Origin of the sequence: Streptomyces flavochromogenes, assembly GCF_000717595.1 — a bacterium.
GTDB lineage: Bacteria > Actinomycetota > Actinomycetes > Streptomycetales > Streptomycetaceae > Streptomyces > Streptomyces flavochromogenes.
The window spans coordinates 23,838-48,673 of sequence record NZ_JNZO01000031.1 but is presented as its reverse complement, the minus strand read 5'-3'; the positions used below and the strand labels follow the sequence as shown (position 1 = coordinate 48,673).

General features: G+C 71.4%; 26 protein-coding genes. 11 read left to right on the top strand and 15 right to left on the bottom strand.

The window, feature by feature from the left end; translation table 11 throughout:
• Window positions 1–16: 16 nt before the first annotated feature.
• From ccsB to hemL, 7 genes are all read right to left on the bottom strand, one after another.
• Window positions 17–1,102, bottom strand: a complete 1,086-nt coding sequence (gene ccsB, locus IF00_RS0132570) for a c-type cytochrome biogenesis protein CcsB (protein ID WP_030324333.1) — start codon at window positions 1,100–1,102, stop codon at window positions 17–19.
• Window positions 1,099–2,916 carry a cytochrome c biogenesis protein ResB gene (gene resB, locus IF00_RS0132565; protein WP_037639551.1) on the bottom strand — a complete coding sequence of 606 codons (1,818 nt, stop codon included), beginning with the start codon at window positions 2,914–2,916 and terminating at the stop codon, window positions 1,099–1,101. Before resB ends, ccsB begins: the two co-directional genes overlap by 4 nt.
• 5 nt (window positions 2,917–2,921) lie before the next feature.
• Complete coding sequence (locus IF00_RS0132560; RefSeq protein WP_030324331.1) at window positions 2,922–3,659, bottom strand: cytochrome c biogenesis CcdA family protein; 738 nt, start codon at window positions 3,657–3,659, stop codon at window positions 2,922–2,924.
• 4 nt (window positions 3,660–3,663) lie between these two features.
• Window positions 3,664–4,269 (bottom strand): TlpA family protein disulfide reductase, encoded by a 606-nt coding sequence (locus IF00_RS0132555; protein ID WP_030324330.1) that lies wholly within the window; start codon window positions 4,267–4,269, stop codon window positions 3,664–3,666.
• 98 nt (window positions 4,270–4,367) lie between these two features.
• Window positions 4,368–5,654 (bottom strand): polysaccharide deacetylase family protein, encoded by a 1,287-nt coding sequence (locus IF00_RS0132550; protein WP_106975910.1) that lies wholly within the window; start codon window positions 5,652–5,654, stop codon window positions 4,368–4,370.
• A gap of 286 nt (window positions 5,655–5,940) precedes the next feature.
• Window positions 5,941–6,648 (bottom strand): histidine phosphatase family protein, encoded by a 708-nt coding sequence (locus IF00_RS0132545; RefSeq protein WP_030324326.1) that lies wholly within the window; start codon window positions 6,646–6,648, stop codon window positions 5,941–5,943.
• Entirely contained in the window at window positions 6,645–7,991 is a 1,347-nt protein-coding gene (hemL, locus tag IF00_RS0132540) for a glutamate-1-semialdehyde 2,1-aminomutase (RefSeq protein WP_078944934.1), read from the bottom strand. Before hemL ends, IF00_RS0132545 begins: the two co-directional genes overlap by 4 nt.
• A 230-nt stretch (window positions 7,992–8,221) precedes the next feature.
• On the opposite strand from hemL, the gene IF00_RS0132535 reads away from it, so the two are divergent.
• Window positions 8,222–8,854: a hypothetical protein gene (locus tag IF00_RS0132535; RefSeq protein WP_078944933.1), complete on the top strand. Its 633-nt coding sequence runs from the start codon at window positions 8,222–8,224 to the stop codon at window positions 8,852–8,854.
• 63 nt (window positions 8,855–8,917) lie between these two features.
• Here IF00_RS0132535 and IF00_RS0132530 read toward each other — a convergent pair whose 3' ends face one another.
• On the bottom strand, window positions 8,918–10,927 hold the full coding sequence (locus IF00_RS0132530) for an APC family permease (protein ID WP_051820727.1): 2,010 nt from the start codon (window positions 10,925–10,927) through the stop codon (window positions 8,918–8,920).
• 126 nt (window positions 10,928–11,053) lie between these two features.
• Here IF00_RS0132530 and IF00_RS0132525 point away from each other — a divergent pair, with 126 nt between their 5' ends.
• Window positions 11,054–11,473, top strand: coding sequence for a MerR family transcriptional regulator (locus IF00_RS0132525; protein WP_030324318.1), 420 nt, complete (start codon window positions 11,054–11,056; stop codon window positions 11,471–11,473).
• Window positions 11,474–11,507: 34 nt separating this feature from the next.
• Here IF00_RS0132525 and IF00_RS0132520 read toward each other — a convergent pair whose 3' ends face one another.
• Window positions 11,508–12,356 carry an ABC transporter substrate-binding protein gene (locus tag IF00_RS0132520; protein ID WP_030324316.1) on the bottom strand — a complete coding sequence of 283 codons (849 nt, stop codon included), beginning with the start codon at window positions 12,354–12,356 and terminating at the stop codon, window positions 11,508–11,510.
• 268 nt (window positions 12,357–12,624) lie between these two features.
• Here IF00_RS0132520 and IF00_RS0132515 point away from each other — a divergent pair, with 268 nt between their 5' ends.
• A complete protein-coding gene (locus IF00_RS0132515; RefSeq protein ID WP_030324314.1) occupies window positions 12,625–12,873 on the top strand; it encodes a hypothetical protein in 249 nt (82 codons plus the stop codon).
• Window positions 12,874–12,972: 99 nt separating this feature from the next.
• Here the strand turns inward: IF00_RS0132515 and IF00_RS0132510 are convergent, their stop codons facing one another.
• Window positions 12,973–13,575: a TIGR03086 family metal-binding protein gene (locus IF00_RS0132510; RefSeq protein ID WP_051820726.1), complete on the bottom strand. Its 603-nt coding sequence runs from the start codon at window positions 13,573–13,575 to the stop codon at window positions 12,973–12,975.
• Window positions 13,576–13,659: 84 nt separating this feature from the next.
• Here IF00_RS0132510 and IF00_RS0132505 point away from each other — a divergent pair, with 84 nt between their 5' ends.
• The gene (locus IF00_RS0132505; RefSeq protein WP_030324309.1) at window positions 13,660–14,589 is read left to right on the top strand and encodes an AraC family transcriptional regulator; all 930 of its coding nucleotides are present in this window, start codon (window positions 13,660–13,662) and stop codon (window positions 14,587–14,589) included.
• A 14-nt stretch (window positions 14,590–14,603) separates the two neighbouring features.
• Window positions 14,604–15,146, top strand: coding sequence for a GNAT family N-acetyltransferase (locus IF00_RS0132500; protein ID WP_030324306.1), 543 nt, complete (start codon window positions 14,604–14,606; stop codon window positions 15,144–15,146).
• Between the two features lie 9 nt (window positions 15,147–15,155).
• Here the strand turns inward: IF00_RS0132500 and IF00_RS0132495 are convergent, their stop codons facing one another.
• A complete protein-coding gene (locus IF00_RS0132495; RefSeq protein ID WP_030324305.1) occupies window positions 15,156–15,605 on the bottom strand; it encodes a GNAT family N-acetyltransferase in 450 nt (149 codons plus the stop codon).
• A 124-nt stretch (window positions 15,606–15,729) separates the two neighbouring features.
• Between IF00_RS0132495 and IF00_RS0132490 the strand changes: the two genes are divergently transcribed.
• Both IF00_RS0132490 and IF00_RS0132485 read left to right on the top strand, forming a co-directional pair.
• On the top strand, window positions 15,730–16,581 hold the full coding sequence (locus tag IF00_RS0132490; protein ID WP_030324303.1) for an NAD(P)H-binding protein: 852 nt from the start codon (window positions 15,730–15,732) through the stop codon (window positions 16,579–16,581).
• A gap of 51 nt (window positions 16,582–16,632) precedes the next feature.
• Window positions 16,633–17,373 carry a Mut7-C RNAse domain-containing protein gene (locus IF00_RS0132485; RefSeq protein ID WP_030324301.1) on the top strand — a complete coding sequence of 247 codons (741 nt, stop codon included), beginning with the start codon at window positions 16,633–16,635 and terminating at the stop codon, window positions 17,371–17,373.
• A gap of 73 nt (window positions 17,374–17,446) precedes the next feature.
• Here the strand turns inward: IF00_RS0132485 and IF00_RS0132480 are convergent, their stop codons facing one another.
• Both IF00_RS0132480 and IF00_RS0132475 read right to left on the bottom strand, forming a co-directional pair.
• Window positions 17,447–17,932 carry a MarR family winged helix-turn-helix transcriptional regulator gene (locus tag IF00_RS0132480; protein ID WP_030324299.1) on the bottom strand — a complete coding sequence of 162 codons (486 nt, stop codon included), beginning with the start codon at window positions 17,930–17,932 and terminating at the stop codon, window positions 17,447–17,449.
• Window positions 17,933–17,988: 56 nt separating this feature from the next.
• On the bottom strand, window positions 17,989–18,549 hold the full coding sequence (locus tag IF00_RS0132475) for a TetR/AcrR family transcriptional regulator (protein ID WP_030324294.1): 561 nt from the start codon (window positions 18,547–18,549) through the stop codon (window positions 17,989–17,991).
• 115 nt (window positions 18,550–18,664) lie between these two features.
• Here IF00_RS0132475 and IF00_RS0132470 point away from each other — a divergent pair, with 115 nt between their 5' ends.
• Window positions 18,665–20,116, top strand: a complete 1,452-nt coding sequence (locus IF00_RS0132470) for an FAD-dependent monooxygenase (RefSeq protein WP_030324292.1) — start codon at window positions 18,665–18,667, stop codon at window positions 20,114–20,116.
• 11 nt (window positions 20,117–20,127) lie between these two features.
• On the opposite strand, the gene IF00_RS0132465 is transcribed toward IF00_RS0132470, so the two are convergent.
• Window positions 20,128–20,610: a hypothetical protein gene (locus tag IF00_RS0132465; RefSeq protein WP_030324291.1), complete on the bottom strand. Its 483-nt coding sequence runs from the start codon at window positions 20,608–20,610 to the stop codon at window positions 20,128–20,130.
• Between the two features lie 166 nt (window positions 20,611–20,776).
• On the opposite strand from IF00_RS0132465, the gene IF00_RS0132460 reads away from it, so the two are divergent.
• A complete protein-coding gene (locus tag IF00_RS0132460; RefSeq protein WP_030324289.1) occupies window positions 20,777–21,541 on the top strand; it encodes an SDR family NAD(P)-dependent oxidoreductase in 765 nt (254 codons plus the stop codon).
• Between the two features lie 121 nt (window positions 21,542–21,662).
• Here IF00_RS0132460 and IF00_RS0132455 read toward each other — a convergent pair whose 3' ends face one another.
• Window positions 21,663–22,856, bottom strand: coding sequence for an RtcB family protein (locus IF00_RS0132455; protein ID WP_030324288.1), 1,194 nt, complete (start codon window positions 22,854–22,856; stop codon window positions 21,663–21,665).
• A 174-nt stretch (window positions 22,857–23,030) separates the two neighbouring features.
• Here IF00_RS0132455 and IF00_RS0132450 point away from each other — a divergent pair, with 174 nt between their 5' ends.
• Together IF00_RS0132450 and IF00_RS0132445 are read left to right on the top strand one after the other, a co-directional pair.
• Window positions 23,031–23,984: a hypothetical protein gene (locus tag IF00_RS0132450; RefSeq protein WP_030324286.1), complete on the top strand. Its 954-nt coding sequence runs from the start codon at window positions 23,031–23,033 to the stop codon at window positions 23,982–23,984.
• Between the two features lie 88 nt (window positions 23,985–24,072).
• Entirely contained in the window at window positions 24,073–24,810 is a 738-nt protein-coding gene (locus IF00_RS0132445; RefSeq protein ID WP_030324284.1) for a hypothetical protein, read from the top strand.
• Window positions 24,811–24,836 lie beyond the last annotated feature (26 nt).

Below are 24,836 nucleotides of genomic sequence, written 5' to 3'. Positions count from 1 at the left end.
ACGCCCCGGTGCCGGATCAGACGCCCGCGTACGAGTGCTTGCTGTTCACAAAGATGTTCACGCCGTAGTAGTTGAACAGGAAGCAGGCGAAGGCGATGAGCGCGATGTACGCGGCCTTCCGCCCCTTCCATCCGGCCGTCGCACGCGCGTGCAGGTACGCGGCGTAGCCGACCCAGGTGATGAAGGACCAGACCTCCTTGGCGTCCCAGCCCCAGTAACGGCCCCACGCGTCGCCGGCCCAGATCGCGCCCGCGATGATCGTGAAGGTCCAGAGCGGGAAGACCGCCGCGTTGACCCGGTACGAGAACTTGTCCAGCGAGGCCGCCGAGGGCAGCCGCTCCATGACGGAGCGGGCGAAGGCGCCGGGGTTCCCGCCACTGGCCAGCTTGTTCTCGTACGAGTCGCGGAAGAGGTACAGCAGGGTGGCGGTGGCGCCCAGGTAGAAGACCGCGCCGCAGAAGATCGCGGTGGAGACGTGGATCCACAGCCAGTACGAGTCGAGCGCGGGGACCAGCTGGTCACTGGGGGTCTTCAGCCAGGTGGTCGCCATGCCGAGGTCGAGCAGGACCGTGGTGACCAGCGGCAGGCCGAGCCAGCGCACGTTCTTCTTGGCGACGAGGAAGCCGAGGTACGCGCCGACCGCCACCGTCGAGAAGGTGGTGGAGAACTCGTACATGTTGCCCCAGGGGGCCCGCTGCACGGACAGCGCCCGGGTGACCACGCCCGACGCCTCGACCAGGAAGGCGAGGACGGTGAGCGAGACCGCGATACGGCCGTACAGATCGCCCTTGACGGTGCCGCCGGCGGCACCGGGGCCGTCCGGGACGTCACGGGTGCCGGCCGCGGAACGGGTGACGACCTTCGGCTTCTCCAGGACGGCCGTGCCACCGGCCGCCTGCTTGACCTGGACGGTCACGGCGGAGGTGGCGGCCGAGGCCTGGGAGGTGAGCGCGGCGGCGGTACGGCCGACCTTGCTCCGGCTGCCCAGCACCCACTCGGCGATGTGGGCGAAGAAGGCCAGGGTGTAGACGGCCATCGAGGAGTAGATGAGCAGGTCGCTCATCCGCGCCAGGCTCTCGTTGGTCGTGGCGGCGAGGATCACTTGTCGGCCTCTCCAGAAGGGGCGGGGTCTTCTGCGGGTTCTTCCGCGGGTTCCGGTACGTCTTCCGGATCGGCGTCGGGTACGGCTTGCCTCTCGGCTCCGGGCGGCACGTCGTCGCGGACGTCCTCGGGTACGGCGTCCGGCGCCGGCGGCGCGTCCGCGGTGAGCGCGACCGCGAGGTCGCCCAGCTCCTCCGGCAGCTTCGCGGACTCGCTGCGGCCCAGGCCCGCCATCTCGACGACGGTCACGCCGTCCTCACCGCGCACGGCCCGGACCCAGACGCGGCGCCGCTGGATGAAGAGCGAACCGGTCAGACCGGCGATCGCGGCGATCGCGCCGGCGAGGGCGAGCCCGTTGCCGGGCTGCTGCGAGATCTGGAAGCTCGCCCACTCCTTGACGCCCTTCTCGAAGGTGATCGAGCCGGCGCCGTCGGGCAGCGTCATGGTCTCGCCGGGCAGCAGCCGCTCGGCGAACCCGGTCCCCTTCTCGATCTTGAACTGGGTCATCTTGGAGGTGTCGAGCTGGTACACGTTCTGCGGCAGACCGGAGTCCACGCCCAGACTGCCCCGGTAGCCCGTGAGCGCGAGGACCGGGTAGTCGAGCCCCGGGAACTGCGAGAACATCGTGCCCTTGCCCTCGCCCGCGAAGGTCGGCACGAAGAGGGCGCTGAAGCCCAGCTGGTCCTTGTCGCCCTTCTTGTCGCGGTACCCGTCCATGACCTTGATGGCGCCGGTGGACGTGATGTTGTTGTCGATGGGGAGCAGCGGCACGGCACCGTGGAAGACGACCTTGCCGCGGCCGTCCTTGACGGTGACGACGGGCGCGTAGCCGTGGGCGATCAGATAGACCTTGGAGTCGCCCACCTTGAGCGGTTCGTTGACCCGGATGACGGCCTTCTTGTCCGTGCCGCCCTGCGTGTAGGACACCTTCGCCTCGAAGGTGCGGGGCGTGCCGCGCTGGGGGCCGCTCTTCTCGTACGTGCCGTCGAAGGCGTCGAGCCGGAAGCTGAACGGCTCCAGCTCGTCGATGCCGAACTGGGAACCGGACTTGAAGTCGTCGTACTGGGTGAGCGTGTTGGAGAAGCCGTCGCCCTCGACGACCAGCTTGCCGCCCTCGGACTTGAAGAGCTGGCCCCAGGCGAAGGCGACGAGCATGACGATCAGGGCGACGTGGAAGGCCAGGTTGCCGGCCTCGCGCAGGTAGCCCTTCTCGGCCGCGATCGCGTTCCCGGCCGTATGGGCGCGGAAGCGGTGCCCCTTGAGGAGGGTGAGCGCGGCCGCACGGACCTGCTCGGGCTCGGCCCCGGTGCGCCACGTGGTGTACGCGGGGAGCCGGTCGAGGCGCTTGGGGGCGCCCGGCGGGCGGCTGCGGAGCTGGCCGACGAACTGCCAGCTGCGGGGCACGATGCAGCCGATGAGGGAGACGAACAGCAGTATGTAGATCGCGGAGAACCACACGGAGCTGTAGACGTCGAAGAACTGGAGCTTCTCGTACAGCGGCGTCAGCGTCTTGTGGGCGTCCTTGAAGGCCTGCGCCTTCAGCTCGTCCACGCTGGTCTGCGGGACGAGGGAGCCGGGGACGGCGCCGAGGGAGAGCATGAAGAGCAGGATCAGCGCGACCCTCATGGAGGTCAGCTGCCGCCAGAACCAGCGGATCCAGCCGATGACACCGAGAGTGGGGCCGCCGACGACGGTCGTCTCGGCGCGGTCGTCGATGGGGGCGGTGGACAACTGGGCCCCGGCCTCACCGAGGCTCTCCTGCTGCTCCGTCGTACCGGAGGTGTCCGTCGTACCGGACGTGTCGGTCGTGCTCATGGAACTCAGATCCCCACCGTGAAACCGCTGGACCAGCCCTGCATCGTGGCGACCATGCTGTCCCACGCGCCTGTGAGGAGCAGGACACCGGTGACGAGCATCATGCCGCCGCCGATCCGCATGACCCACACATAGTGCTTCTTGACCCACCCGAACGCCCCGAGCGCCTTGCGGAAGGCTATGGCGGCGAGCACGAACGGCACGCCGAGGCCGAGGCAGTACGCGAAGGCGAGCAGCGCGCCGCGGCCGGCGCTGGCCTGCTCCAGGGCGAGCGCGTTGACCGAGGCGAGCGTCGGGCCGATGCACGGGGTCCATCCGATGCCGAAGAGCGCGCCGAGCAGCGGCGCGCCGACCAGACCGGCGACGGGCTTCTTGTGGAAGCGGAACTCGCGCTGGGTGAACCAGGGCATCAGACCGAGGAAGAACACGCCCATGAGGATCATGAGCACGCCGAGGATCGTGGTGAGCGTCTCGCGGTACTCCTGGAGGGTCGACCCGAAGTAGCCGAAGAGCGCCCCGCCGGACACGAACACGGCGGTGAAGCCGAGGACGAAGAGGACGGCCCCCGCGGTCATCCGGCCGCGGCGGCTCTCGGCGAGGTCGGTGCCGGAGACGCCGGTCACGTACGACAGGTAGCCGGGGACCAGCGGGAGGACGCAGGGCGAGAAGAAGGAGACCAGTCCGGCGAGGAGGGCGACGGGCAGCGCGAGGAGCAGGGCTCCGCTGGTGACGGTCTCGTTCACCGGCTCACTTCTCCTTGAGGAGGGGGTCGATCATCGACCGCAGCTTCTCCTCGTTGAGCGCCATGAGCGAGCGGGCCGCGATCCGGCCCTCCTTGTCGAGGACGACGGTGGAGGGGATGGACTGCGGGGAGAGCGTGCCCTTGGGGAAGCCGAAGAGGATCAGCTTCCCCTGAGGGTCGTAGAGGCTCGGGTAGGTGACCCCGTAGTCCTCCTCGAAGGCGAGGGCGGGCTGCTTGTTGGGGTCGCGGGTGTTGAGTCCGACGAACTCGACGCCCTTGCCCTCCAGGTCCTTGGCGACCTTCGCGAAGTGGGGGGCCTCGGCGCGGCACGGGGCGCACCAGGAGCCCCACACGTTGAGGACGACGACCTTGCCCTTGAGGTCCGCGACGTCGAGCTGCTCGCCGTCGAGGGTCTCGCCCGCGAGCTTGCCGGTGGCCGCGCGCTCGCCCTTGGGCGCGGTGGCGATCCCACCCGTGTTGGTCACGAAGTTGGTGTTGCCACCGCCGCCGGACTTGCCGTTGCTGTCGCCGCCGCAGGCCGAGAGCGTGAGGGCGGCGGACAGCACTCCGACGGCGAGCAGGGTGCGTCGAGGGGCACGGCTAAGGCTCATGTGAAAAGTTTCGCATGGGCGTTTGGGGGATCTTGGGCACCCCCCTACGTGCCCGGAAAGCCCCTTGTCAAGATCGCCTAAGCGAACACGGGGGACGACTATGCGGACGGGGTCGACGAGGCCGTCGCACCGTCCGTCGCGGGCTTGAGGAAAGTATTCCAGCCGCCGGCCGGCTTCTGTCCCACCTCCAGCGAGCGCAGCCTCTGGAGGATCTTCGGGTCCTGGACGTCGAGCCAGTCGACGAACTGCCGGAAGGAGACGAGCCGGACGTCCTTCTTGCCGGCCATGCCCTTGAGCGCGTCCTCGACGGCGTCCATGTAGATGCCGCCGTTCCACTGCTCGAAGTGGTTGCCGACGAAGAAGGGCGCACGGTTCGACTCGTACGCGCGCGTGAAGCCGCCGAGGAGCGCTTCGGTGGCCTGCTTGCGCCAGCCCGGGTAGCGCGAGGGCATGCCCTTCGTCGTGTTCTTCGACTGGTTGGCGAGCATGTTGTAGTCCATCGACAGGACCTCGAAGGAGTGCCCGGGGAAGGGCACCGCCTGCAGCGGGAGGTCCCAGATGCCCTGGCGCTTGGTGGGCCACATCTGCCGGCCGCCGGGCGAACTGGCGTCGTAGCGCCAGTTGAGCCTCTTGGCGGTGGGCAGCAGGTTGTCCTGGCCGAGGAGGCAGGGCGTACGGCCGCCGACGAGCTCCTTGGAGTAGTCGAAGGGCAGCGGGTCGAGGTCGGTCCAGCCGCTGTTCGTCTTCCACTCGGTGACGAACTTCATGGCCTGGTCGATCTCGCTCTGCCACTGGGCCGGGGTCCAGTTGCCGACGGAGCCGGAGCCGCCGCAGAAGTGCCCGTTGAAGTGGGTGCCGATCTCGTGGCCTTCGAGCCAGGCCTGCCGGACGTACTTCAGGGTGTCCTTGATGTGGCCGTCGGTGAGGTAGCCGATGTCCGAGGCGCCGACGCGGTTGTTCGGCGGGCGGTAGAGGTCCTTCTTCGACTCGGGGAGGAGGTAGATCCCGGAGAGGAAGAAGGTCATCGCCGCGTCGTGGTTCTTGGCGAGTTCGAGGAAGCGCGGGAACAGGCCGTTGCCGACCTCGCCGGCACCGTCCCAGGAGAAGATCACGAACTGGGGCGGGGTCTGGCCGGGTTCGAGCGGGACGGGGGCGTCGGGCTGGTGCGGCTGCTTCCCCGTGTCGGCGGTGGAACCGTCGCCGATGAGCTTGGCGTGGTCCTTGGTCGGGGTGTTCGTGCTCGGCTCCGCCGAGACGTCGCCCCCCTTGCCCGGCCCGGAACGTCCCGACTTGTCCTGGTTGCCGTTGCTGCACGCCGCGATGCCCATCGCCGCCGCGGCACCAACGCCCGCTCCGAGCAGCCCCCTTCGACTGATCCCACTGATCCCGCGCATGACATCCCCATTCGCGCTGACGTATTAACGAAACGTCATCCAAACCGACAATGAGTGAGATGCCAGGAGGAACACGGAGGTTCCGGAAAATCGCACAAAAATTTTAGGGCGATCGGTTGGCATGAACACCACCCGACCGCCCTGAACTGTGGACCGCGGACTCCCGCGCTGTCCAGCGGGGACGCAATCCTTCACCGAAGGACTACATGTGGCTCCGGAAGATCCACCGTCCCGCTTCGGAAGAACTGCGTCCCGCTTACGTGCCGCTCAAGAGGGCTTACGCCCCGAAGGCCTTCGACTTCCCCTTGACCGGCTTCGCGCCGGCGAGCAGATGCGCCGGAACGAGGTCCCGGGCCGGCTCGCTGTATCCGACCGAGACGATCTTGTCGCCCTTGTACGTGAACGAGGTCAGCGAGGCGAGCGTGCACTGGCGCCGCCGCGGATCGTGCCAGAGCCGGCGCTTCTCCACGAAGCTGCGGACGATCCAGATCGGCAGCTGGTGACTGACCAGGACCGCCTCGTGCCCCCGGGCCGCGTCCTTCGCCGCGTCGAGCGCCCCCATCATGCGGACGACCTGCTCGACGTACGGCTCGCCCCAGGACGGTTGGAACGGGTTCGTCAGGTGCTTCCAGTTCGCCGGCTTGCGCAGCGCCCCGTCACCGACACCGAACGTCTTGCCCTCGAACACGTTCGCCGCCTCGATGAGCCGCTCGTCCGTGGCCAGGTCCAGACCGTGCGCCTTGGCGACCGGCGTCGCCGTCTCCTGCGCCCGCTCCAGCGGCGAGGCGACGACATGGGTGATGTCCCGGTCGGCCAGGCTCTCGGCGACCCGGTCCGCCATCTGCCGGCCGAGCTCGGAGAGGTGGTAGCCGGTGCGGCGCCCGTAGAGGACACCGTCGGGGTTGTGCACCTCGCCGTGCCGCATCAGATGGACGACGGTGATGTCCTGATCGGCGCCATGGGTGCCGTTGCCGCTCTCGCTCATGCCGTCGCCTCCGCGGCGGCGCGGGCGGCGGCCGGCAGGGCGGCGGCGATCCGCTCGATCGCCCGCTCGTCGTGGGCGGCCGACACGAACCAGGACTCGAAGGCGGACGGCGGCAGGTAGACGCCGTCGGCCAGCATCGAGTGGAAGAAGGCGTTGAAGCGGAAGGCCTCCTGCTGCTTCGCCTCGTCGTAGTTCCGCACCTCGTCGGCGGTGAAGAAGACCGAGAACATGTTGGACGCGGTCTGCAGCCGGTGCGCCACGCCCTCCTTGCCGAGCGCGTCGGTGACCAGGCCCTGGATCGTCTCCGAGACGGCGTTCACCCTGGCGTACGCCGCGTCGTCGAGCAGCCGCAGCTGCGCCAGCCCGGCGGCCGTCGCGATGGGGTTACCGGAGAGGGTGCCCGCCTGGTAGACCGGCCCGGCCGGGGCGAGGTGCCCCATGACGTCGGCGCGGCCACCGAACGCGGCGGCCGGGAAGCCGCCGCCCATGACCTTGCCGAAGGTCAGCAGGTCGGCCTTGACGCCGTCGACGCCGTACCAGCCGGCCTTCGACGTACGGAAACCGGTCATCACCTCGTCGGAGATGTACAGCGCGCCGTTCTCCCGGCACAGGTCCGCGAGGCCCTGGTTGAAGCCCTCGGCCGGCGGCACGACGCCCATGTTGCCGGGCGAGGCCTCGGTGATGACACAGGCGATCTCGCCCGGGTGCGCGGCGAACGCGGCCCGGACGGCCTCCAGGTCGTTGTAGGGGAGCACGATCGTGTCCCCGGCCTGGGCGCCCGTCACACCGGGCGTGTCGGGAAGCCCCAGGGTGGCGACACCGGAACCGGCCGCGGCGAGCAGCGCGTCCACGTGGCCGTGGTAGCAGCCGGCGAACTTGACGACCTTGGCGCGCCCGGTGAACCCGCGGGCGAGCCGGATCGCGGACATCGTGGCCTCGGTGCCCGAGGAGACGAGCCGAACCTGCTCGACGGGCTCGACGCGCGCCACGATCTCCTCGGCGAGCGCGACCTCGCCCTCGCCGGGCGTACCGAAGGAGGTGCCGCGGGCGACGGCCTGCTGCACCGCGGCGGTGACCTCGGGGTGCGCGTGGCCGAGGATCATCGGCCCCCACGAGCACACCAGGTCGACGTACTCACGACCGTCCGCGTCGGTGAGGTAGGGACCGGAACCGGACACCATGAACCGGGGCGTTCCGCCCACGGCCCGGAAGGCACGTACCGGTGAGTTCACGCCGCCGGGCGTCACGAGGGAAGCGCGGTCGAAAAGCGTCTGTGAGACTGGGGCTTCGTATGAATACGGCACTGTGATCCTGACCTGCGAGAACGACTTCGGGCACGACATCGGGGACGAAGGGAGGGTGTGAACATCCTGAGTATTACGCCGGGGCGTCCGCCCTCAGCGTCTGCGAAACTGGGGCGTCAAAGGGATGGCTCACGGAATCCATGGTGTCAGAGGCCACGGCGTTCTTGCGGACAGGTGTTTCACCGTACGAACGCGGGGGAGGTCACTGACACGATGATCGGGTTGCGCGGCGGGGTCGTGTTGCCGAGAAAAAGCAGTCGGGTGGAGATATGCATCGCGGTGGCGGACCGGGCGAGGGGACGGACGATCTGGGTCCGGAGTCTGCCCGCCGGGGGAGGCACCGGCGCCGGCGGGGCGAGGACTCGACCTCCGGAACCCCGAGCACTCCAGGCATTCCCGGCATCCCTGACACATCGGGCCCTCCGGGAGATCCGGCCAAGGGAAGCGCGAGCGGGAGTGGCCGGTTGGGGGTGACGTACAAGTACTTCGGGGCGCCCGACGGCGCCACGGCGGCCCGCGTCCCGATCTCGATGCGCCCGGAGGAACTCGGCGGCGACGAGCTCGGCATGGGCGGCATGTTCACCAAGATCAAGCCGGAGACCATAGCGGCCATGGTCCTGACCGGCATCCAGGGCATGCCCCTGAACAAGGTGCCGCCGCTTGAGCTGGTGGTCCTGCACCCGGACTACGCCGTGGTGAAGCTGCCGATGACCGTGGTCGACCCGCTGCGCGCGATCGGCGAGGAGTCGGTCGGCGCGGCCGCCTTCATCTGGTCCACGGTCCCGGACCGCGGCGGCCCGCGCGACGCCTTCGACGTCTACCAGCTGCTCCACGAGTGGCAGGACTTCTCGGTCCGCCTCCACGAGGCGGGTCACCAGCCGTACTGCCTGGTGTGGCCGTAGGGACGACGGCTGCACGGCGCCTGTGACGGGGAGGCTCCGTGACGGCGAGGGACGACCGGGCCGTCAGGTCCCGTCCCCGGGGCGCTTCGCGTCCCCGGCCGCCTTCGCCGCCTCCGCGGCCCGCGCGGCGTCCGCCGCCCTCGCGCGCTCGGCGGCCAGCTCGCGGGCCGAGGCGAGGCGGTACGGCACGTCGATGACGACGACGTTCTTCATGAACAGCAGCCGGGTCTTGAGACGCAGCGCGCTCTGGTTGTGAAGCGGCTGCTCCCACCAGTGGCCCACCACGTACTCGGGGATGACCACCGAGATCACCGCGTCCCCTGCCCGCTCGGGCGCCTCCCGGACGTGCCGCAGGACCGGCTGGACGATCGAGCGGTACGGGGAGCTGAGCACCCGAAGCGGTACGTCGATGCCATGGGCCTCCCAGGTCGCGCGGAGCACCTCCGCCTCGGCCGGGTCCTCGGCGACGGTGACCGCCGTGAGCGAGGCGGGGTGCAGGGTCTTCGCGTACGACAGGGCCCGGAGGCTGGGCGCGTTCACCGAGGCCACCAGGACGAGGACGTGGTTCTCGGCGAGGGCGTGGGGCCGCTGCCCGGGGGCGACGGCCACCTCGGCGGAGACGGCGTCGTAATGCCGCCTCACCCCCTTCATCCCGGCGAAGAGCACCGGCATCGCGATGACGACGATCCAGGCGCCGTGGGTGAACTTGGTGATGAGGACGATGACGAGGACGACCGCCGTCAGACAGGCGCCGAAGGCGTTGATCGCGAGACGGCGGTGGATGTTGTGACGGTCGGCGGCGCCCGCGGGTGTGGCGAGTTCTCGCCGCCAGTGCTTGACCATGCCGGCCTGGGAGAGGGTGAAGGAGACGAAGACGCCGAGGATGTACAGCTGGATGAGGCGGGTCAGCTGCGCGTCGAAGGCGACGATGAGGACGATCGCGGCGAGCGCGAGGAGCACGATGCCGTTGGAGTAGACGAGCCGGTCGCCGCGGTGGAAGAGCTGGCGGGGCGCGTAGCGGTCGCGGCCCAGGACGGAGGCGAGCATGGGGAAGCCGTTGAAGGCGGTGTTGGCCGCCAGGATCAGGACGCCCGCGGTGACGGCCTGGAGCGCGTAGAAGAGGATGTGCCAGTCGCCGAAGGTGGCCCGTCCGATCTGCGCGAGCGCGGTGGACGTCGGGGTGCCGGGCGCGAGCCCGAGTTCGGTGGGGTCCTCGGCGACGTGGACCTCGTAGACCATCGCGAGCACGGTGATCCCGAAGAACATGGTCACGGACAGCCCGCCCATGATCGCGAGCGTCATCGCCGCGTTGCGGCTCTTGGGCTTGGCGAACGCCGGTACGCCGTTGCTGACGGCCTCGACACCGGTCAGCGCGGTACAGCCGGAGGCGAAGGCGCGCAGCGCGAGCAGCACGAGCGCGATCCCCGAATAGGTGGAGACCGCCTCGACGGGCAGATCGGCGGACTCGGCCCGGATCGTCGCACCGGTCGCCATCCGCACCGCGGCCACCGCGAACATCAGATAGATGACCGCGATGAAGGCGTACGTCGGGACGGCGAACCAGCGCCCCGACTCCCGCACTCCGCGCAGGTTCAGCCAGGCCAGCACGGCCACGAAGAACACCGACATGGCCACGGCGTGCCCGTCGAGCGAGGGCACGGCCGAGGTGATGGCGGCGACCCCGGAGACGACGGAGACGGCGACGGTCATCACGTAGTCGATCAGCAGCGCGGAGGCGGCGGTGAGCGCGGCGGTCTGCCCGAGGTTCTCGGCGGAGACGACATAAGCCCCGCCGCCGCCCGGATAGGCGTAGCAGGTCTGCCGGTAGGAGGCGACGACGACCAGGAGCAGGATCACGATGCCGACCGCCGCGTACCAGGCCAGATGGAGCACGGCGAGGCCGCCGAGGGCCAGGATCAGCAGGATCTCCTCGGTGGCGTACGCGACCGAGGAGAGCGGGTCGCTGCAGAAGATCGGCAGGGCGACCCGCTTCGGCAGCAGGGTCTCCCCGAGCCGCCCGCTGTCCAACGGACGACCTACGAGCAGGCGTTTCGCCGCACTTCCAGCTCTCATAAGTGCTGAAGTTAGGACGAATGGTATGTAATGCGCGGAAGCCGCGCCCTGTGGGGACCCCGTACGCCCGGTGGGAACCCCGTACGAGGAAGGACCTGACGCGTGAGCGGAGTACGAGGAATGCGTATGGCCGGCGAGCCCATGCAGATCGGCGAGGTCGCCGCACGGACCGAGCTGTCCCTGCGCACGATCCGGCAGTACGAGGACAACGGACTCGTCGTCCCGTCCGCGGCCTCGCCCGGCGGCTTCCCGCTCTACACGGACGCGGACGTGTCCCGGCTGATGGTCGTCCGCCGGATGAAGCCGCTCGGCTTCACCCTCGACGAGACCCGCGAACTCCTCACGGCCGTGGACCTGCTGGCCGCCGAGCGCGCGGGCACGGACACCGAGCTCGACCCGGACGAGCGGGCCGCGCTCGTGGCCCGCGTCCGCGGCTACGAGCGGGCCGCCGCCGAGCGGGTCGCCGAGCTGCGGGCCCAGCTCTCCCGCGCGGAGGAGTTCGCCGACTCGCTCCGCCGGACCCGCCTCACGGCGGCCCCGGCCTGAGCGGCCCCGGCTTCGCGTCGACGCCCTCGCCGGTTCAGCCGGCGAGCGCCCCGGCCAGTGCGCGGAAGAAGCGCGCGTACGCCGCCGGGCTGGGCGGGGTCTCCGGGTTCCACGGCGAGAACCGGACGCCGGACAGGGCCGCGTCCGGCGCCGTGGCGTGCGCCCGGCTGTCGAAGAGGACCAGGCCGGGCCGGAGCTCGGAGGCCCGGCCCCAGTCACCGGTGAGCCAGTTGGCCCCGGGCCCCGGGCCCGGGTCCACGAGCCGTACGCCGAGCTCGGCGAGCCTCGCCAGCTCGGGCCAGGCCGACGGCCGGGCGAGGTGCACCTGGTCGGGACCGGCCCCGGAGAGGGCGAGCACTGCGAGCCGGGTCCGCGCGGCGACCTCCCGGAGCTCGTCCTCGGCGGCCCCGAGATCGCCCGGGGAATCCTCGGCGGTCGTCCCGTCGTCCGGCGCCGCCCCCAGACTCACCGCCAGCGCGCCGAACCGGTCGAGGATCGCCGGCAGGGTGAGCTCGTTGCCGACGGAGAGCGCGACGAGCGGAACCCCGAGCCGTTCGGCGACCGCCTCGTCGAGCGCGTAGGGGCTCTTCCCGTCGTAGGTCACGTCGACGATCACGTCCGGCCGCAGCTCCCGCAGCAGCCCCTCGTCGAGGACCCGGCCCGGCCCGAGGTAGGTCACCGCGGCCGCCGTCAGCCCGCCGTCCTTCGCCGGGTCGAGGACGTCCCCGTCATGCCCGGAGCCGTACACCGCGACCGGCGTCACGCCCAGGTCGCACAGGGCGGCCCCGGCCCGCACATACGCGATCACCCGCCGCGGCACGCGGGCCGCCCCCAGCTCCGCGCCTCTGTCGTCCGTGAATCCCCATGCCTGCGTCCCGGACATACGGCTGCTCCCTCCCCGGCCGGAAATATGCCTCTTCCGAGCACCTTGGAGCGGTTCCCCGGCCCGCACAAGAGGGCCTGTCGGCGGCGCGGGCCCCCGGGGCGGCCGGGTCCGGGACCAAGGTCCCGGACCCCCTGCCGAAAGTCCCCCAGGGTGGTGTTAACTGAACAGGTCGGGAGGAAGCAGTAGGAATCGTCGGGCCCTCGTGCCCACGCGCCACCTGCCGGGGCGCGCGGTGCCGGGCGGCCCTCCCGCCCTGGAGTGAGTCATGTCCTTGCCCGGCCAGTTCTCCGATCCCCGTGTGATCACGCTCTTCGGCCTGCTCGCCGTATCGACGGTGGTGTGGCTGTCGCTCGGCCTGCGCGCCCGCGCCCGCGACCGCCGCGACCCGGCGCACACCCCACTGGAGCGGATCTGGCATCCGCAGGAGTCGATACCGCTGACGCCCGCGGAGGAGCACGCCTTCGGCCAGGTCGTCTCCCGGCTCTCCCCGGGCTCGGCGGGCCGCCTGCGCTGAGCCGGGCCCCCGGGTCGGCACCCGGTCTGCCGGCAGGGTCCCGGACCGCCGGCCCAGGGCCTGAGGGCTCTGGGACCGCCGGCCCAGGCCTCCAGGGCCTCAGGCCTCCCAGGCGCGCGGATCGCGGCCCGTCGTCGCGAGCAGCCGCTCGAAGACGCTGGCATCGCCGGGCAGGTCGACGGCCTCCCCGAAGACACCCGTCTTCCGGGCCATCGGCGCCATCCGCTCCACCTCCTCGACGAGCCCGTCGACCACGCCCGGATCGGGTGTGAAGCTCCGCCCGGTGGCGCGGGCCAGGTCCCAGGCGTGCACGGTGAGGTCGAGCAGCACCATGGACCCGACGGTCCGCGCCGGCAGCGCCATGCCCCCGGTGGTGCCCTCCTCGGCACCGGGCGCCGACCAGGCCTCGACGAGCTTCCCGGTCTCGGCCTCGAAGCGGTCCCGCCAGTCGGCGTCGGCGAGCCAGTCCGTGGTGGTGGAGAGATCGGCGGGCCGCTTGGCGGCGAGCGCCTGGAAGTGCACGACGACGCCGAGAAGATGGTTCAGCAGGGCACGCACGTCGTACTCGGCGCAGGGCGTGGGCGCGCCGAGCGAGGCGTCGGCGATGTCCCTGACCAGGGGCGTGGCCTGCGCGGCGGCGCTACGGAGGAGGTCACGGATGCGGGGCGGGGCACCGGTGCGAAGCGGGTCCTCGTTCGTCATGAGGGTGACGTTAGGAGACGCTGCCCACCCCCGTCTTGAAGAAACACGCCAGGCCGGAAACGCGTCCCGGCCTAGCATCGGAGTATGTCCGACTCCGCTCCCCGCGAGGACACCCGCGGCATCGTCGACCCCGCCGAACTGCTCTCCCGCGTCCGCTTCCGCCGCCACACCCCGGCACCGGAGCTGCGGCCCTATCTGGAGCACTACTGGCTGATCGACTGGGAGCTGCCGGAGCCGTACGCGACCCATGTCGTCCCGCACCCGTCGGTGAACATCGTCTTCCAGCGGTACGGGGCGCTCGGCGCCCCTGCGGCGGAGGCGCGCGCGTCCGCCGAGGTCTCCGGGATCGGGCTCGGCCTGTTCACCCAGAAGCTGACGGAGGCGGGCCGGGTCTGCGGGGTCCAGTTCCGCCCGGGCGGTTTCCGTCCCTTCGCGCCCGCGTGGCCGGTGTCGACCTGGACGGGCCGCCGGGTCCCCCTGACGGAGGTCTTCCCGGACGCGGGCACGGCGTCGGGCGTCGGGACGGGCCCGGAGCCGAGCCTCGGGACGGGTGGGGAGGAGGACCGCGCGGCTACGGGCGCCGGCCTCCTGTCCGCCGTCCTCTCCCCCGACACCGACCACGCGCGCGTGGCGGCGCTCGACGCCTTCCTGCTCGCCCACGGCCCCGCACCCGATCCGGCCGCCGCCCGGGCCATGGAGCTGGTGGACCTGATCCGAGGGGACCGTACGGTCCGCAAGGTGACCCAACTGGTCTCGGCGACGGGCCTGTCGGCACGCTCGCTCCAGCGTCTCTTCGCGACCCACGTCGGCGTCGGCCCGAAGTGGGTGATCCTGCGCTACCGCATCCACGAGGCCCTGGAGCGCGCCGAGGCCGCGGGCGCGGCGGGCGGCCCGGACTGGGCGGCCCTGGCGGTGGAGCTGGGCTACAGCGACCAGGCCCATCTCGTACGGGAGTTCACGGCGACGATCGGGGTGTCGCCGACGGTGTACGCCCGGGGAGTGTCGGCGCCCTGACCTACCGTACGGAGATGGACACCGACACCACCTCGCCCGTACGGATCGAGCCCTGGTCCGAGACCGACGCCGGCCTGCTGCGCGCCCTGAACGCACCGGACTTGATGGATCACCTCGGCGGCCCGGAGACGGAGGAGCAGCTCGTCCGGCGCCACCGGCGGTACGTGGAGCTGAGCGCCGGCGAGCCGGGCGCGGGGTGCATGTACCGGATCGTGCTGCTGCCGGAGGAGGCCGTCGTCGGCAGCATCGGATTCTGGGTGCGGACCGGCGACGGCGAGCCGGTCTACGAGACCGGGTGGGCCGTGCTGCCGGGCTTCCAGGGCCGGGGCGTGGCGAGCGCCGCCACGCGCGCGGTGGCCGAGGAGGCCCGGGCGGCGGGCCTCCATCCCTTCCTCCACGCGTTCCCGTCGACGGAGAACGCCGCGTCGAACGCGGTGTGCCGCAAAGCCGGGTTCGAGCTGCTCGGCGAGCGGGACTTCGAATACCCGCCGGGCCAGCGGATGCGCTGCAACGACTGGCGCCTCGACCTGGGAAAGCCGGCCCGGGAGGCTCCTTAGGGCCTGTCGTCAGGAGGCGTCTTCGGGTCCCGTGAGCGCCCGGGTGAAGTGGAAGGCCACGATGTCGAAGCGCTCACGCAGGTAGAAGCGGTGGGCTCCGGTGCGGTGGGTGCCGGAGTCCAGGTTGAGCTCGTGGCAGCCGGCCGCGCGGGCGTGGCTCTCCAGATGGGCGATGAGCGCGTGGCCCACCCCGGTGGACCGGGTGGCGGCCGCGGTCACCAGGTCGTCGACGTAGAGCTTGCGCAGGGAGCTGGTGTTGATGACGATCCGCCAGCCGGCGGCGCCGACGCAGCGGCCCTCGTCGGTGTAGGCGGCGCTGAACCGCAGCCCCTGGGAGTGCCCCGTCTCGTAGACCTCCCGGAAGAGGTCCGGGGTGAGGTGCGGGCGGAGTTCGGAGAGGACGGGCAGGAGGTCGTTCTCCAGCCGGGGATCGCCGGGCTCAAGGTCGATGATCTTCATGCCGGGACGGTACCTCAGGGTTTCATCCGGGTTGACGCACACGGCACGACCCTGGATATTTATCTGCGTGGCGCAGATGATGCGTCGCGAAGGAAATCGTGCACCGCTCCGGAAGGACCCCCTCATGACCGTTCTCGTCACCGGCAGCCGCGGCCGCGTCGCCTCCACCCTGCTCGGCCTCCTCGACACCGCCGGCATCAAGGCGAAAGCCGCCTCCAAGAACCCCACGGACCTCTCCCCACCGCCCGGGGTCGACACCGTGCGCTGCGACCTCACCGACCCGGCCACCTTCGACACCGCCCTGACCGGCGTCGACTCCGTCTTCCTGTACGCCGAGGCCACCCACGCCGAGGCCTTCGCCGACCGGGCCCGCGCCGCCGGCGTCGAGCACGTCGTCCTGCTCTCCTCCAGCTCCGTCCTCGCCCCGGACGCCGCCGAGAACCCGATCGCCGCCTCCCACCTCGCCGCCGAGCGCGCCCTCTCCGCCGCCGCGGACGCCGGGGCCTTCGAGGCCACCCACCTCCAGCCGGGCGCCTTCGCCACCAACGCCCTGCAGTGGGCCGGAGCCCTCCGGAGCGGGCGGGGCCCCGCCCTGCCCCACCCTGACTCGTACGGCGACCCGATCCATGAGCGCGATGTCGCCGAGGCGGCCTTCGCGGTCCTCACCGAGCCCCGGCTGCGCGGCTCCTCGTACCTCCTGACGGGCCCCGAGTCGCTGACCTTCGTCGAGCAGCTGGCGATACTCGCCGAGGTGACGGGACGGCCCGCACCCCACACGGTCGTGACGCCCGAGGAGTGGAAGGAGTCGGTCGCCGGCTTCATGCCGGAGCTCTTCGTCGACGCCCTGCTCTCCTACTGGGCCACGCACGACGGCCGGCCGACACCGCTGACCCGCACGGTCGAGGAACTGACCGGCCGTCCGGCCCGCACGTTCGCCGCCTGGGCCGCCGACCACGAGGCGGACTTCCGCCCCTGACGGCGACGAATTCCCTGGCCGCCCACCCCGCCCCGGTGCGATCCTGTCCCCGTGAACGGACCGGAGATCCACATCAGCTTCGCCCCCGACCTGGGGCTCTTCGTCTCGGCCGACCGCCGCTCGGGCCGCACGCCCGTGACCACGGACGGCGCCTCCTCGCTCGGCCACGTCGTGGAATCCCTCGGCGTACCGCTCACCGAGGCCGGCCGGCTGCTGGTCGACGGACGGCCCGTCGACGTCTCCTACGTCCCCGCGGCGGGCGAGACCGTCGAGGTGGAGGGCGTCGCCCGCCCGCAGCCGACGCGACCGGGCGCGCCCCTCCGGTTCCTGCTCGACGTACACCTCGGCACGCTGGCCCGGCGGCTCCGGCTGCTCGGGGTGGACGCGGCCTACGAGAGCGAGGACATCGGCGACCCCGCCCTGGCCGCGCTCTCCGCGCGCGAGCGGCGCGTCATGCTCTCGCGGGACCGCGGCCTGCTCCGCCGCCGCGAACTGTGGGCGGGGGCCTACGTCTACAGCGACCGCCCGGAGGACCAGCTCCGCGACGTCCTGGAGCGCTTCGCACCGCCGCTCATGCCCTGGACGCGGTGCACGGCGTGCAACGGGCGGCTGAGCGACGCCGACAAGGACACGGTGCGCGAGCGTCTGGAGCAGGGCACGGAGAAGTCGTACGACGTGTTCGCCGAGTGCGTGGAGTGCGGCCGGGTCTACTGGCGCGGCGCCCACCACGCCCGCCTGGAGGCGATCGTCTCCGACGCGGTACGCGAGTTCGGCGGCGCGACCGCCGGCTGAGCTCCCGCGCTCCGTCCCCGGGCCCGCCGCCGACGGGCGACCGCCGAACGGCAGCGCGCCGTCCGGCCCCCGGTCAGTCCAGGTCGCCGCCGCGCAGCCGCTCGATCTGCGCGGCGCTGATCTCGACGGTGCGCCGCATATGGGCGATGAGCAGGGCGAGCTCGGCGTCGCTGTAGACGTCGAACATCGTGCCCCAGGTGCTGTTGAGCTTGCGCCACAGGGCGCCGAGTTCGGCGATGCGCTCGGGTACGAGGGCCACCAGGACCCGGCGCCGGTCCTCGGTGTCCCGTTCCCTCGTGACATGGCCGGACCGCTCGAGCCGGTCGACGAGCCGGGTCGCGGAGCCCGTGGTGAGCCCGGTCAGCTCGGCGACCCGCCCGGTGGTCACCGGACCGTCCTCCAGACTGAGCAGGTTCAGGCACTGCACATCGGTCGGGTGGAGCCCCAGACGGTCGGCGACGGCCTGGTTGAACAGGGCGTACGCCGCCATGTAGCGGCGGGCCTCCCCGTACAGCTCGGTCATCAGCGCCTCGCGCCGACCTGAACTCTTCTGCGTCATGCAGAGATTGTACGAACCAGGCACCCGGCCCGCACCGGCCCGGACCAGGGTCACCCTCAGGGCGCCTCGGCGGTCAGATAACGCTGCACGGTCGGGCCCAGCCAGGCCACGATCTCCTCGGGCGTCATCTCGACGACCGGCGGCAGCCGCAGCACATAGCGGGTGAGCGCCATGCCGAGGATCTGGGACGCGACGAGCGCCGCCCGCCGCGGCGCCTCCGCCGGGTCGGGGCATACGCCCCGGGTGACGGGCCCGAGCTGCTGGGCGAAGATCGCCCGCATCCGTTCCGCCCCGGCCTCGTTGGTGACCCCCACCCGCAGCAGCCCGGTGAGGACGTCGTCCCGCTCCCAGCGCTCCAGGAAGTGGGTGACCAGGACGGCCCCGACGTGCCGGGCGGGCAGGCCGCCCAGCTCGGGCAGGTTCAGCTCGATCTCCGAGGCGGCGGCGAACAGGCCCTCCTTGTTGCCGTAGTAGCGCATGACCATCGACGGATCGATCCCGGCGTCCCGGGCGATGGACCGGATGGTGGCGCGGTCGTATCCGTCGGAGGCGAAGCGCTCGCGGGCGGCCTCCAGGATCGCGGCTCTGGTGGCGTCGGAACGGCGGGCGGTCGTCATACCAACAACTGTAGGCCAACGGGCGTTGACATTCCATCAGCGCCACCTCTACAGTCGCCAACAAGCGTTGACCAACAGCCGTTGGCAAACGACCGTGGGCACCCCGGAGGCAGCCATGAGCACCGCGGAGACACCGAAGACCACCACGACCACCGACCCGACGGACACCCAGGTCCTCGTCATCGGCGCCGGCCCCACCGGCCTGCTCCTCGCCGGCGACCTCGCCACCGCCGGCGTGGACGTCACCCTCGTCGAGCGCCGCGCACACGGCTTCGCCAACATGACCCGCGCCTTCGGCGTCCACGCCCGCACCCTGGAGCAGCTCGACGCCCGCGGTCTCGCGGACGAACTCGTCGCCACCGGCACGACCCTCGGCACCGCACGGCTCTTCGGCCGGCTGGACCTCGACCTCACCCGGCTGCCCAGCCGCTTCAACCACCTGCTCGTCACCCCGCAGTACGAGGTCGAGCGCCTCCTGGAGCGCCGGGCGGTCGCCGCCGGGGTCACCTTCCGGTACGGCACGGAGCTGCGCGGCCTGCGCCAGGACGCCGACACGGTGACGGCGGAGTTCACCGACCCCGACGGAGCCCCCCTCACCCTCACCGCCCGCCACCTGGTCGGCACGGACGGCGTCCGCAGCGCCGTCCGCACCGCCCTGGGCCTGCCCTTCCCCGGCGGATCCGTGATCCGCTCCCTCGTCCTCGCCGACGTGCGTCTCGCGGAGGAACCCACCGACGCGTTCAGCGTCAGCGGCTCCGGCGACACCTTCGCCTTCCTCGCCCCCTTCGGCGACGGCTGGTACCGGGTGATGGGCTGGAGCCGCACCCGCCAGGTCCCCGACACCGAACCCGTCGACCTGGACGAGGTCCGCGAGATCACCCGTCGCGCCCTGGGCACCGACCTCGGCATGCACGACCCCCGCTGGATCTCCCGCTTCCACAGCGACGAGCGCCAGGCCCCCTCGTACCGCGTGGGCCGGGTCTTCCTCGCCGGCGACGCCGCCCACGTCCACTCCCCCGCCGGCGGCCAGGGCATGAACACCGGCCTCCAGGACGCCGCCAACCTCTCCTGGAAGCTCGCCGCCGTCCTGCGCGGCGACGCACCCGCCCCCGAAGCCCTCCTCGACAGCTACCAGTCCGAGCGCCACCCCGTCGGCGCCGCCGTGCTCCGCACCAGCGGCGCACTCGTGCGCCTCGCGATGGCCCACACCCCGCTCACCCGCGCCGCCCGCTCCCTCGCCGCCCGGCTCCTCAGCGCGGTACGGCCCGCCTCCGCCCGCGCCATGGGCATGATCAGCGGACTCGGCATCGCGTACGCGCCCCCGGCGGGCTCCAGGCGCCCCGCGGGCCGCCGCGCACCGGATGCGCGCCTGCGCGAAGGCCGTCTCTACGAGCTGCTGCGAGCGGGCGAGTTCGTGCTGATCACCCCGGAGGGCGGGATCCCGGCCCTGCCTCCGACCGCCCCGGTCTCCCCCGAGCGCCTCGTTCGGGCCACCTGGACGGATCCGACACGGAGGACCGCGGTGCTGGTCCGCCCCGACGGCTACGTCCACTGGACGAGCCGCTGAACCCTTCAGACTCAGAAGACGTAAGGATCGCCGGTGGCGAGCACGAGCACCCGGTGCCGGTCGTTCCGCGGATTCCGGTCGGCCACGCCGTCCCGCCAGGCGGTGCTGATCTCCACCGTCAGCTCGTCCGGAAGGCCCGCGGTCCGCAGATCGAGCGCCAGCTCACCGGCACCCCCCGCGGCCGGCAGCTCGCCCGTCCGGCAGGAGACCACCCGGTCACTGCTCCACAGACAGGCCTCCGGCAGCTCGTGGCCGCCCGCCATCGGCACGGAGAACGCGAGCCGGACCGTCGCCTGGGAGAGATCGGTGGGACCGAAGTTCTCGCTGACCAGCCAGACCCCGACCCGCCCGTCCCAGAGGGAGACATGACCGTGATGGGACAGGTCCGCCTCGGGCCCCACCACCGGCCCCACGGCACCGGCACCGGTGCCCGCGCCCATCACCACCGCGGCCGCGAGAGCGACCCCGAGCACAGCCTTCCGCAATCCACGCATAAGGCCAAAATACCCATAGACCTTCAGATCTCCTGATAATCCATCAGCCGGCGTGTCCCCTCCGGCGGGCCGCCCCCCACACGCACCGCGCCCTCCGAGATCGACGCCGCCTATCCTTGGCCGGGCGATCGACGTAATCGACCACCTGCGCGAGGAGCACGACGTCATGACTGCCCCCGGTACCCCCATCGCCGTCATCACCGGAGCGAGCAGCGGAATCGGCGCCGCCACGGCCAGGCAGCTCGCCGCCGCCGGCTACCGCGTGGTCCTCACCGCCCGGCGCAAGGACCGCATCGAGGAACTGGCCGCCGAGATCAACGAGGCCGGCCACCAGGCCACCGCCTACGCCCTCGACGTCACCGACCGCGCCGCCGTCGACGAGTTCGCCACGGCCTTCCAGACCCTCGCCGTCCTGGTCAACAACGCCGGCGGCGCCCTCGGCGCCGACCCCGTCGCCACCGGCGACCCGGCCGACTGGCGCCAGATGTACGAGGTCAACGTCATCGGCACGCTGAACCTGACCCAGGCCCTGCTCCCGGCCCTCACCGCCAGCGGCGACGGCACGGTCGTCGTCCTCTCCTCGACCGCCGGCCACTCCACCTACGAGGGCGGCGCCGGCTACGTCGTCGCGAAGAACGGCGCGCGCGTCCTCGCCGAGACCCTCCGCCTGGAGATCGTCGGCACCCCGGTCCGCGTCATCGAGATCGCCCCCGGCATGGTCAAGACGGACGAGTTCGCCACCACCCGCTTCCGCGGCGACACCGAGAAGGCCGCCAAGGTCTACGCCGGCGTGGCCGAACCCCTCACCGCCGACGACGTGGCCGACACCATCACCTGGGCCTGCACCCGCCCCCCGCACGTCAACATCGACCTCCTGGTCGTCCGCCCCCGCGCCCAGGCCTCCAACACGAAGGTCCACCGCGAGCTCTGAGCAGACCCAGCCGTTCGAGCGGACCGAGCGGACAGACGGGAGGGGCCTGCGCACCGCGCAGGCCCCTCCCGCTGACTCTCCCTGCTCGCCCCGCCCGGACCGCGCCCCTTTCGGGAACGACTCAGCCCTTCACACAGATGACCTGCTTCAGCTTGGCGACGACCTCCACCAGGTCCCGCTGCTGGTCGATGACCTTCTCGATCGACTTGTACGCACCCGGGATCTCGTCCACGACGCCGGAGTCCTTGCGGCACTCCACACCCCGCGTCTGCTCCTCCAGGTCGTGCGTCGAGAAGCGCCGCTTCGCCGCGCTCCGGCTCATCTTCCGGCCCGCACCGTGCGAGGCGGAGTTGAAGGACGACGCGTTCCCCAGGCCCTTCACGATGTACGAGCCCGTGCCCATCGAACCCGGGATGATCCCGAACTCCCCGGATCCTGCCCGGATCGCACCCTTCCGCGTGACCAGCAGGTCCATGCCGTCGTACCGCTCCTCCGCCACGTAGTTGTGGTGGCAGGAGATCACCTGGTCGAAGGTCACCCGGGCCTTGCGGAACTCCCGGCGGACGACCTCCTGGAAGAGCGCCATCATGATCGCGCGGTTGTACTTCGCGTACTCCTGGGCCCAGAACAGGTCGTTCCGGTAGGACGCCATCTGCGGGGTCTCCGCGACGAAGACCGCCAGGTCACGATCGACGAGCCCCTGGTTGTGCGGCAGCTTCTGCGCCTCGCCGATGTGGTGCTCGGCGAGCTCCTTGCCGATGTTCCGGGATCCGGAGTGCAGCATCAGCCAGACCGCGCCCGACTCGTCGAGACAGAACTCGATGAAATGGTTGCCGCCTCCGAGCGTTCCCATCTGCTGCCGCGCCCGCTCCTGACGGAACTTGACCGCGTCGGCGACCCCGTCGAACCGCGACCAGAAGTCGTCCCAGCCCGACGTCGGGAACTGGTAGAGCCGCCCCGGGTCCACCTCCGACCGGTGCAGACCCCGGCCCACCGGAATCGCCTGCTCGATCTTCGAGCGGAGCCTCGACAGGTCACCCGGCAGGTCGTTCGCCGTCAGCGAGGACTTGACCGCCGACATGCCGCAGCCGATGTCCACACCGACCGCCGCGGGACAGACCGCCCCCTGCATCGCGATCACCGACCCGACCGTCGCGCCCTTGCCGTAATGCACGTCCGGCATCACGGCGAGGCCCTTGATCCACGGCAGCGTCGCCACGTTCTGCAGCTGCTGCATGGCACCGCCCTCCACCGTGGCGGGGTCGGCCCACATCCGGATGGGGACTTTCGCCCCAGGTACCTCTACGTACGACATACTTCCTCGATTCCCCCGAAAAGTCTGATAACGCAAAAACCGGAGCCAAAGCCCGTACAGGTGACAGCGGACCGGCATCAACAGCTGCGTGTGCGATAGACATTGTGTCCATCGGCCGGGTTCGCGCGGCAAACAGTTTTCGGGAAAGACCTTGGGAGAAGGGAGCCTGGGAGCGTGCAGCGAAAGAGGTACACCCCCGGTCGCACCGGGTCCACGGCTCGCACCGCCGTCGTCCTCACACTCGGCCTCGGCCTCGGAATCGGCCTCACGGGCTGCTCGTCCGGCACCCCGGCCGACGACATCGCCGTCGACGCCAAGGCCGGCCCCGCCGCGCCCGTCGCACCCCCGGGCCGCTACCGCACGCTCTTCGAGCCCTGCGGCGCCGTCCCCCAGGCGACGCTCAAGGACCTGCTCCCGGGCGCCGCCGCCCTCGCCGACGCCGAGCGCGACAAGGCGTACCGCGGCGTCGCGTCCGTGACGTACGACACCGACCGGCGGGTCGGGTGCACCTGGAAGGCCGACACCCCGGACATCTCGCACCGGCTGGCGCTCGACATCGAGCGGGTGGTCTCGTACGACACCGCCGTCAGCGACGACGACCGGGCGCAGGAGGTGTTCGTCCGCAAGCAGCTCGCGGCCGGTATCCCGCTGCCCCCGACCGCGCCGCCGACGACCGCCCCGCCCGCGACGACGACGCCCTCGGCCACCGCGACACCCCAGGGCACCTCCACGGCGAGCGGTCGGCCTCCCGGCGCGACACAGGGCGCGGCCGCGCCGGGTGCCACGACGGGTGCCGGCAAGCCCGGCGACGCCCCGGCGGGCAAGCCTCCCGCCGGCGCCACCCCGCCCTCGTCCGGGGCCACCCCGTCGAGCCCCTCGCCCACCGGGCTCGAACCCCGTGTCCTCGGGGGCCTCGGGAACGTCGCGTACCTCGACGACACCCTGAGCACGGTCGGCGCGAACGGCCATCAGCGTGCCGTCAGCGTGGTGTTCCGCACATCCAACGTCATCGTGACGGTCTCCTACCGGGAGCAGACGACCGGTTCGGCCGAGGCCCCCGACAGCACGGAGCTGCAGGAAAAGGCCCGGAACCTGGCCCGGCTGCTCGCCGAACGCCTGGAGGAGTAGCGGTCCGCATCCGCTCCGTGAGCGGACGGACACCACGTAACGTGTCGGCGTACCGGCCGGACCCGTACGACAAGCGACTGAAGGAACCATGCAGCGAACAGCCCCGCGACTCACCCGCATACTCGCCTGCGCCGCCGTCCCGGTGATGCTCGTCGTCGCAGGCTGCTCCTCGGACTCCGGTGACGGTGGCTCCGGCTCGACGGGTTCCAAGGACAAGGCGGCCTCGTCGGCCTCCGCCGCTCCCTCGCCCTCGCAGACGACGAAGACGGTCGAGCCGGCGAAGTTCGCGAAGCTGCCGGAGGCCTGCAAGGCGATCGCCGCGGCGACGACGTCCTCGCTCGTGCCCAAGGCGAAGACCAAGAACGGCACGCCGGCCGTCTCCAGCGACCTCGGCAGCCGCAGCGGCTGCTCGTGGAACGGCCTGGACGACAAGGGCGTGAAGGGCTCGCAGTACCGCTGGCTCGACGTGTCCTTCTACCGGTACGAGTCGGACGCCGCGCTCGGCAGCGGCCAGGAGCGCGCGCAGGAGAACCTGGCGAAGGAGCTCGCCAAGGTCGAGGAGACCCCGGGCGCGACGAAGGTCCGCACCACCACGGCCACGGGCATCGGCGACGAGGCGAAGTCCGTCGCGTACCAGCTGCGCAAGACGAACGAGGACTTCGTCTACGGCTCGATCGTGGCGCGTACGGGCAATGTGCTGGTGCTGCTCTCGTACAACGGCGCCGGGTACGCGGGCGCGACCACCCCGTCGGACCCGACGATCATGAACGGTGCGGTGAAGGCGGCCAAGGAGGCCGTCGCCGCGGTCGCCGCCGCGAACAAGTAGGCGACCGAAGGCCGACAACCAGTCGC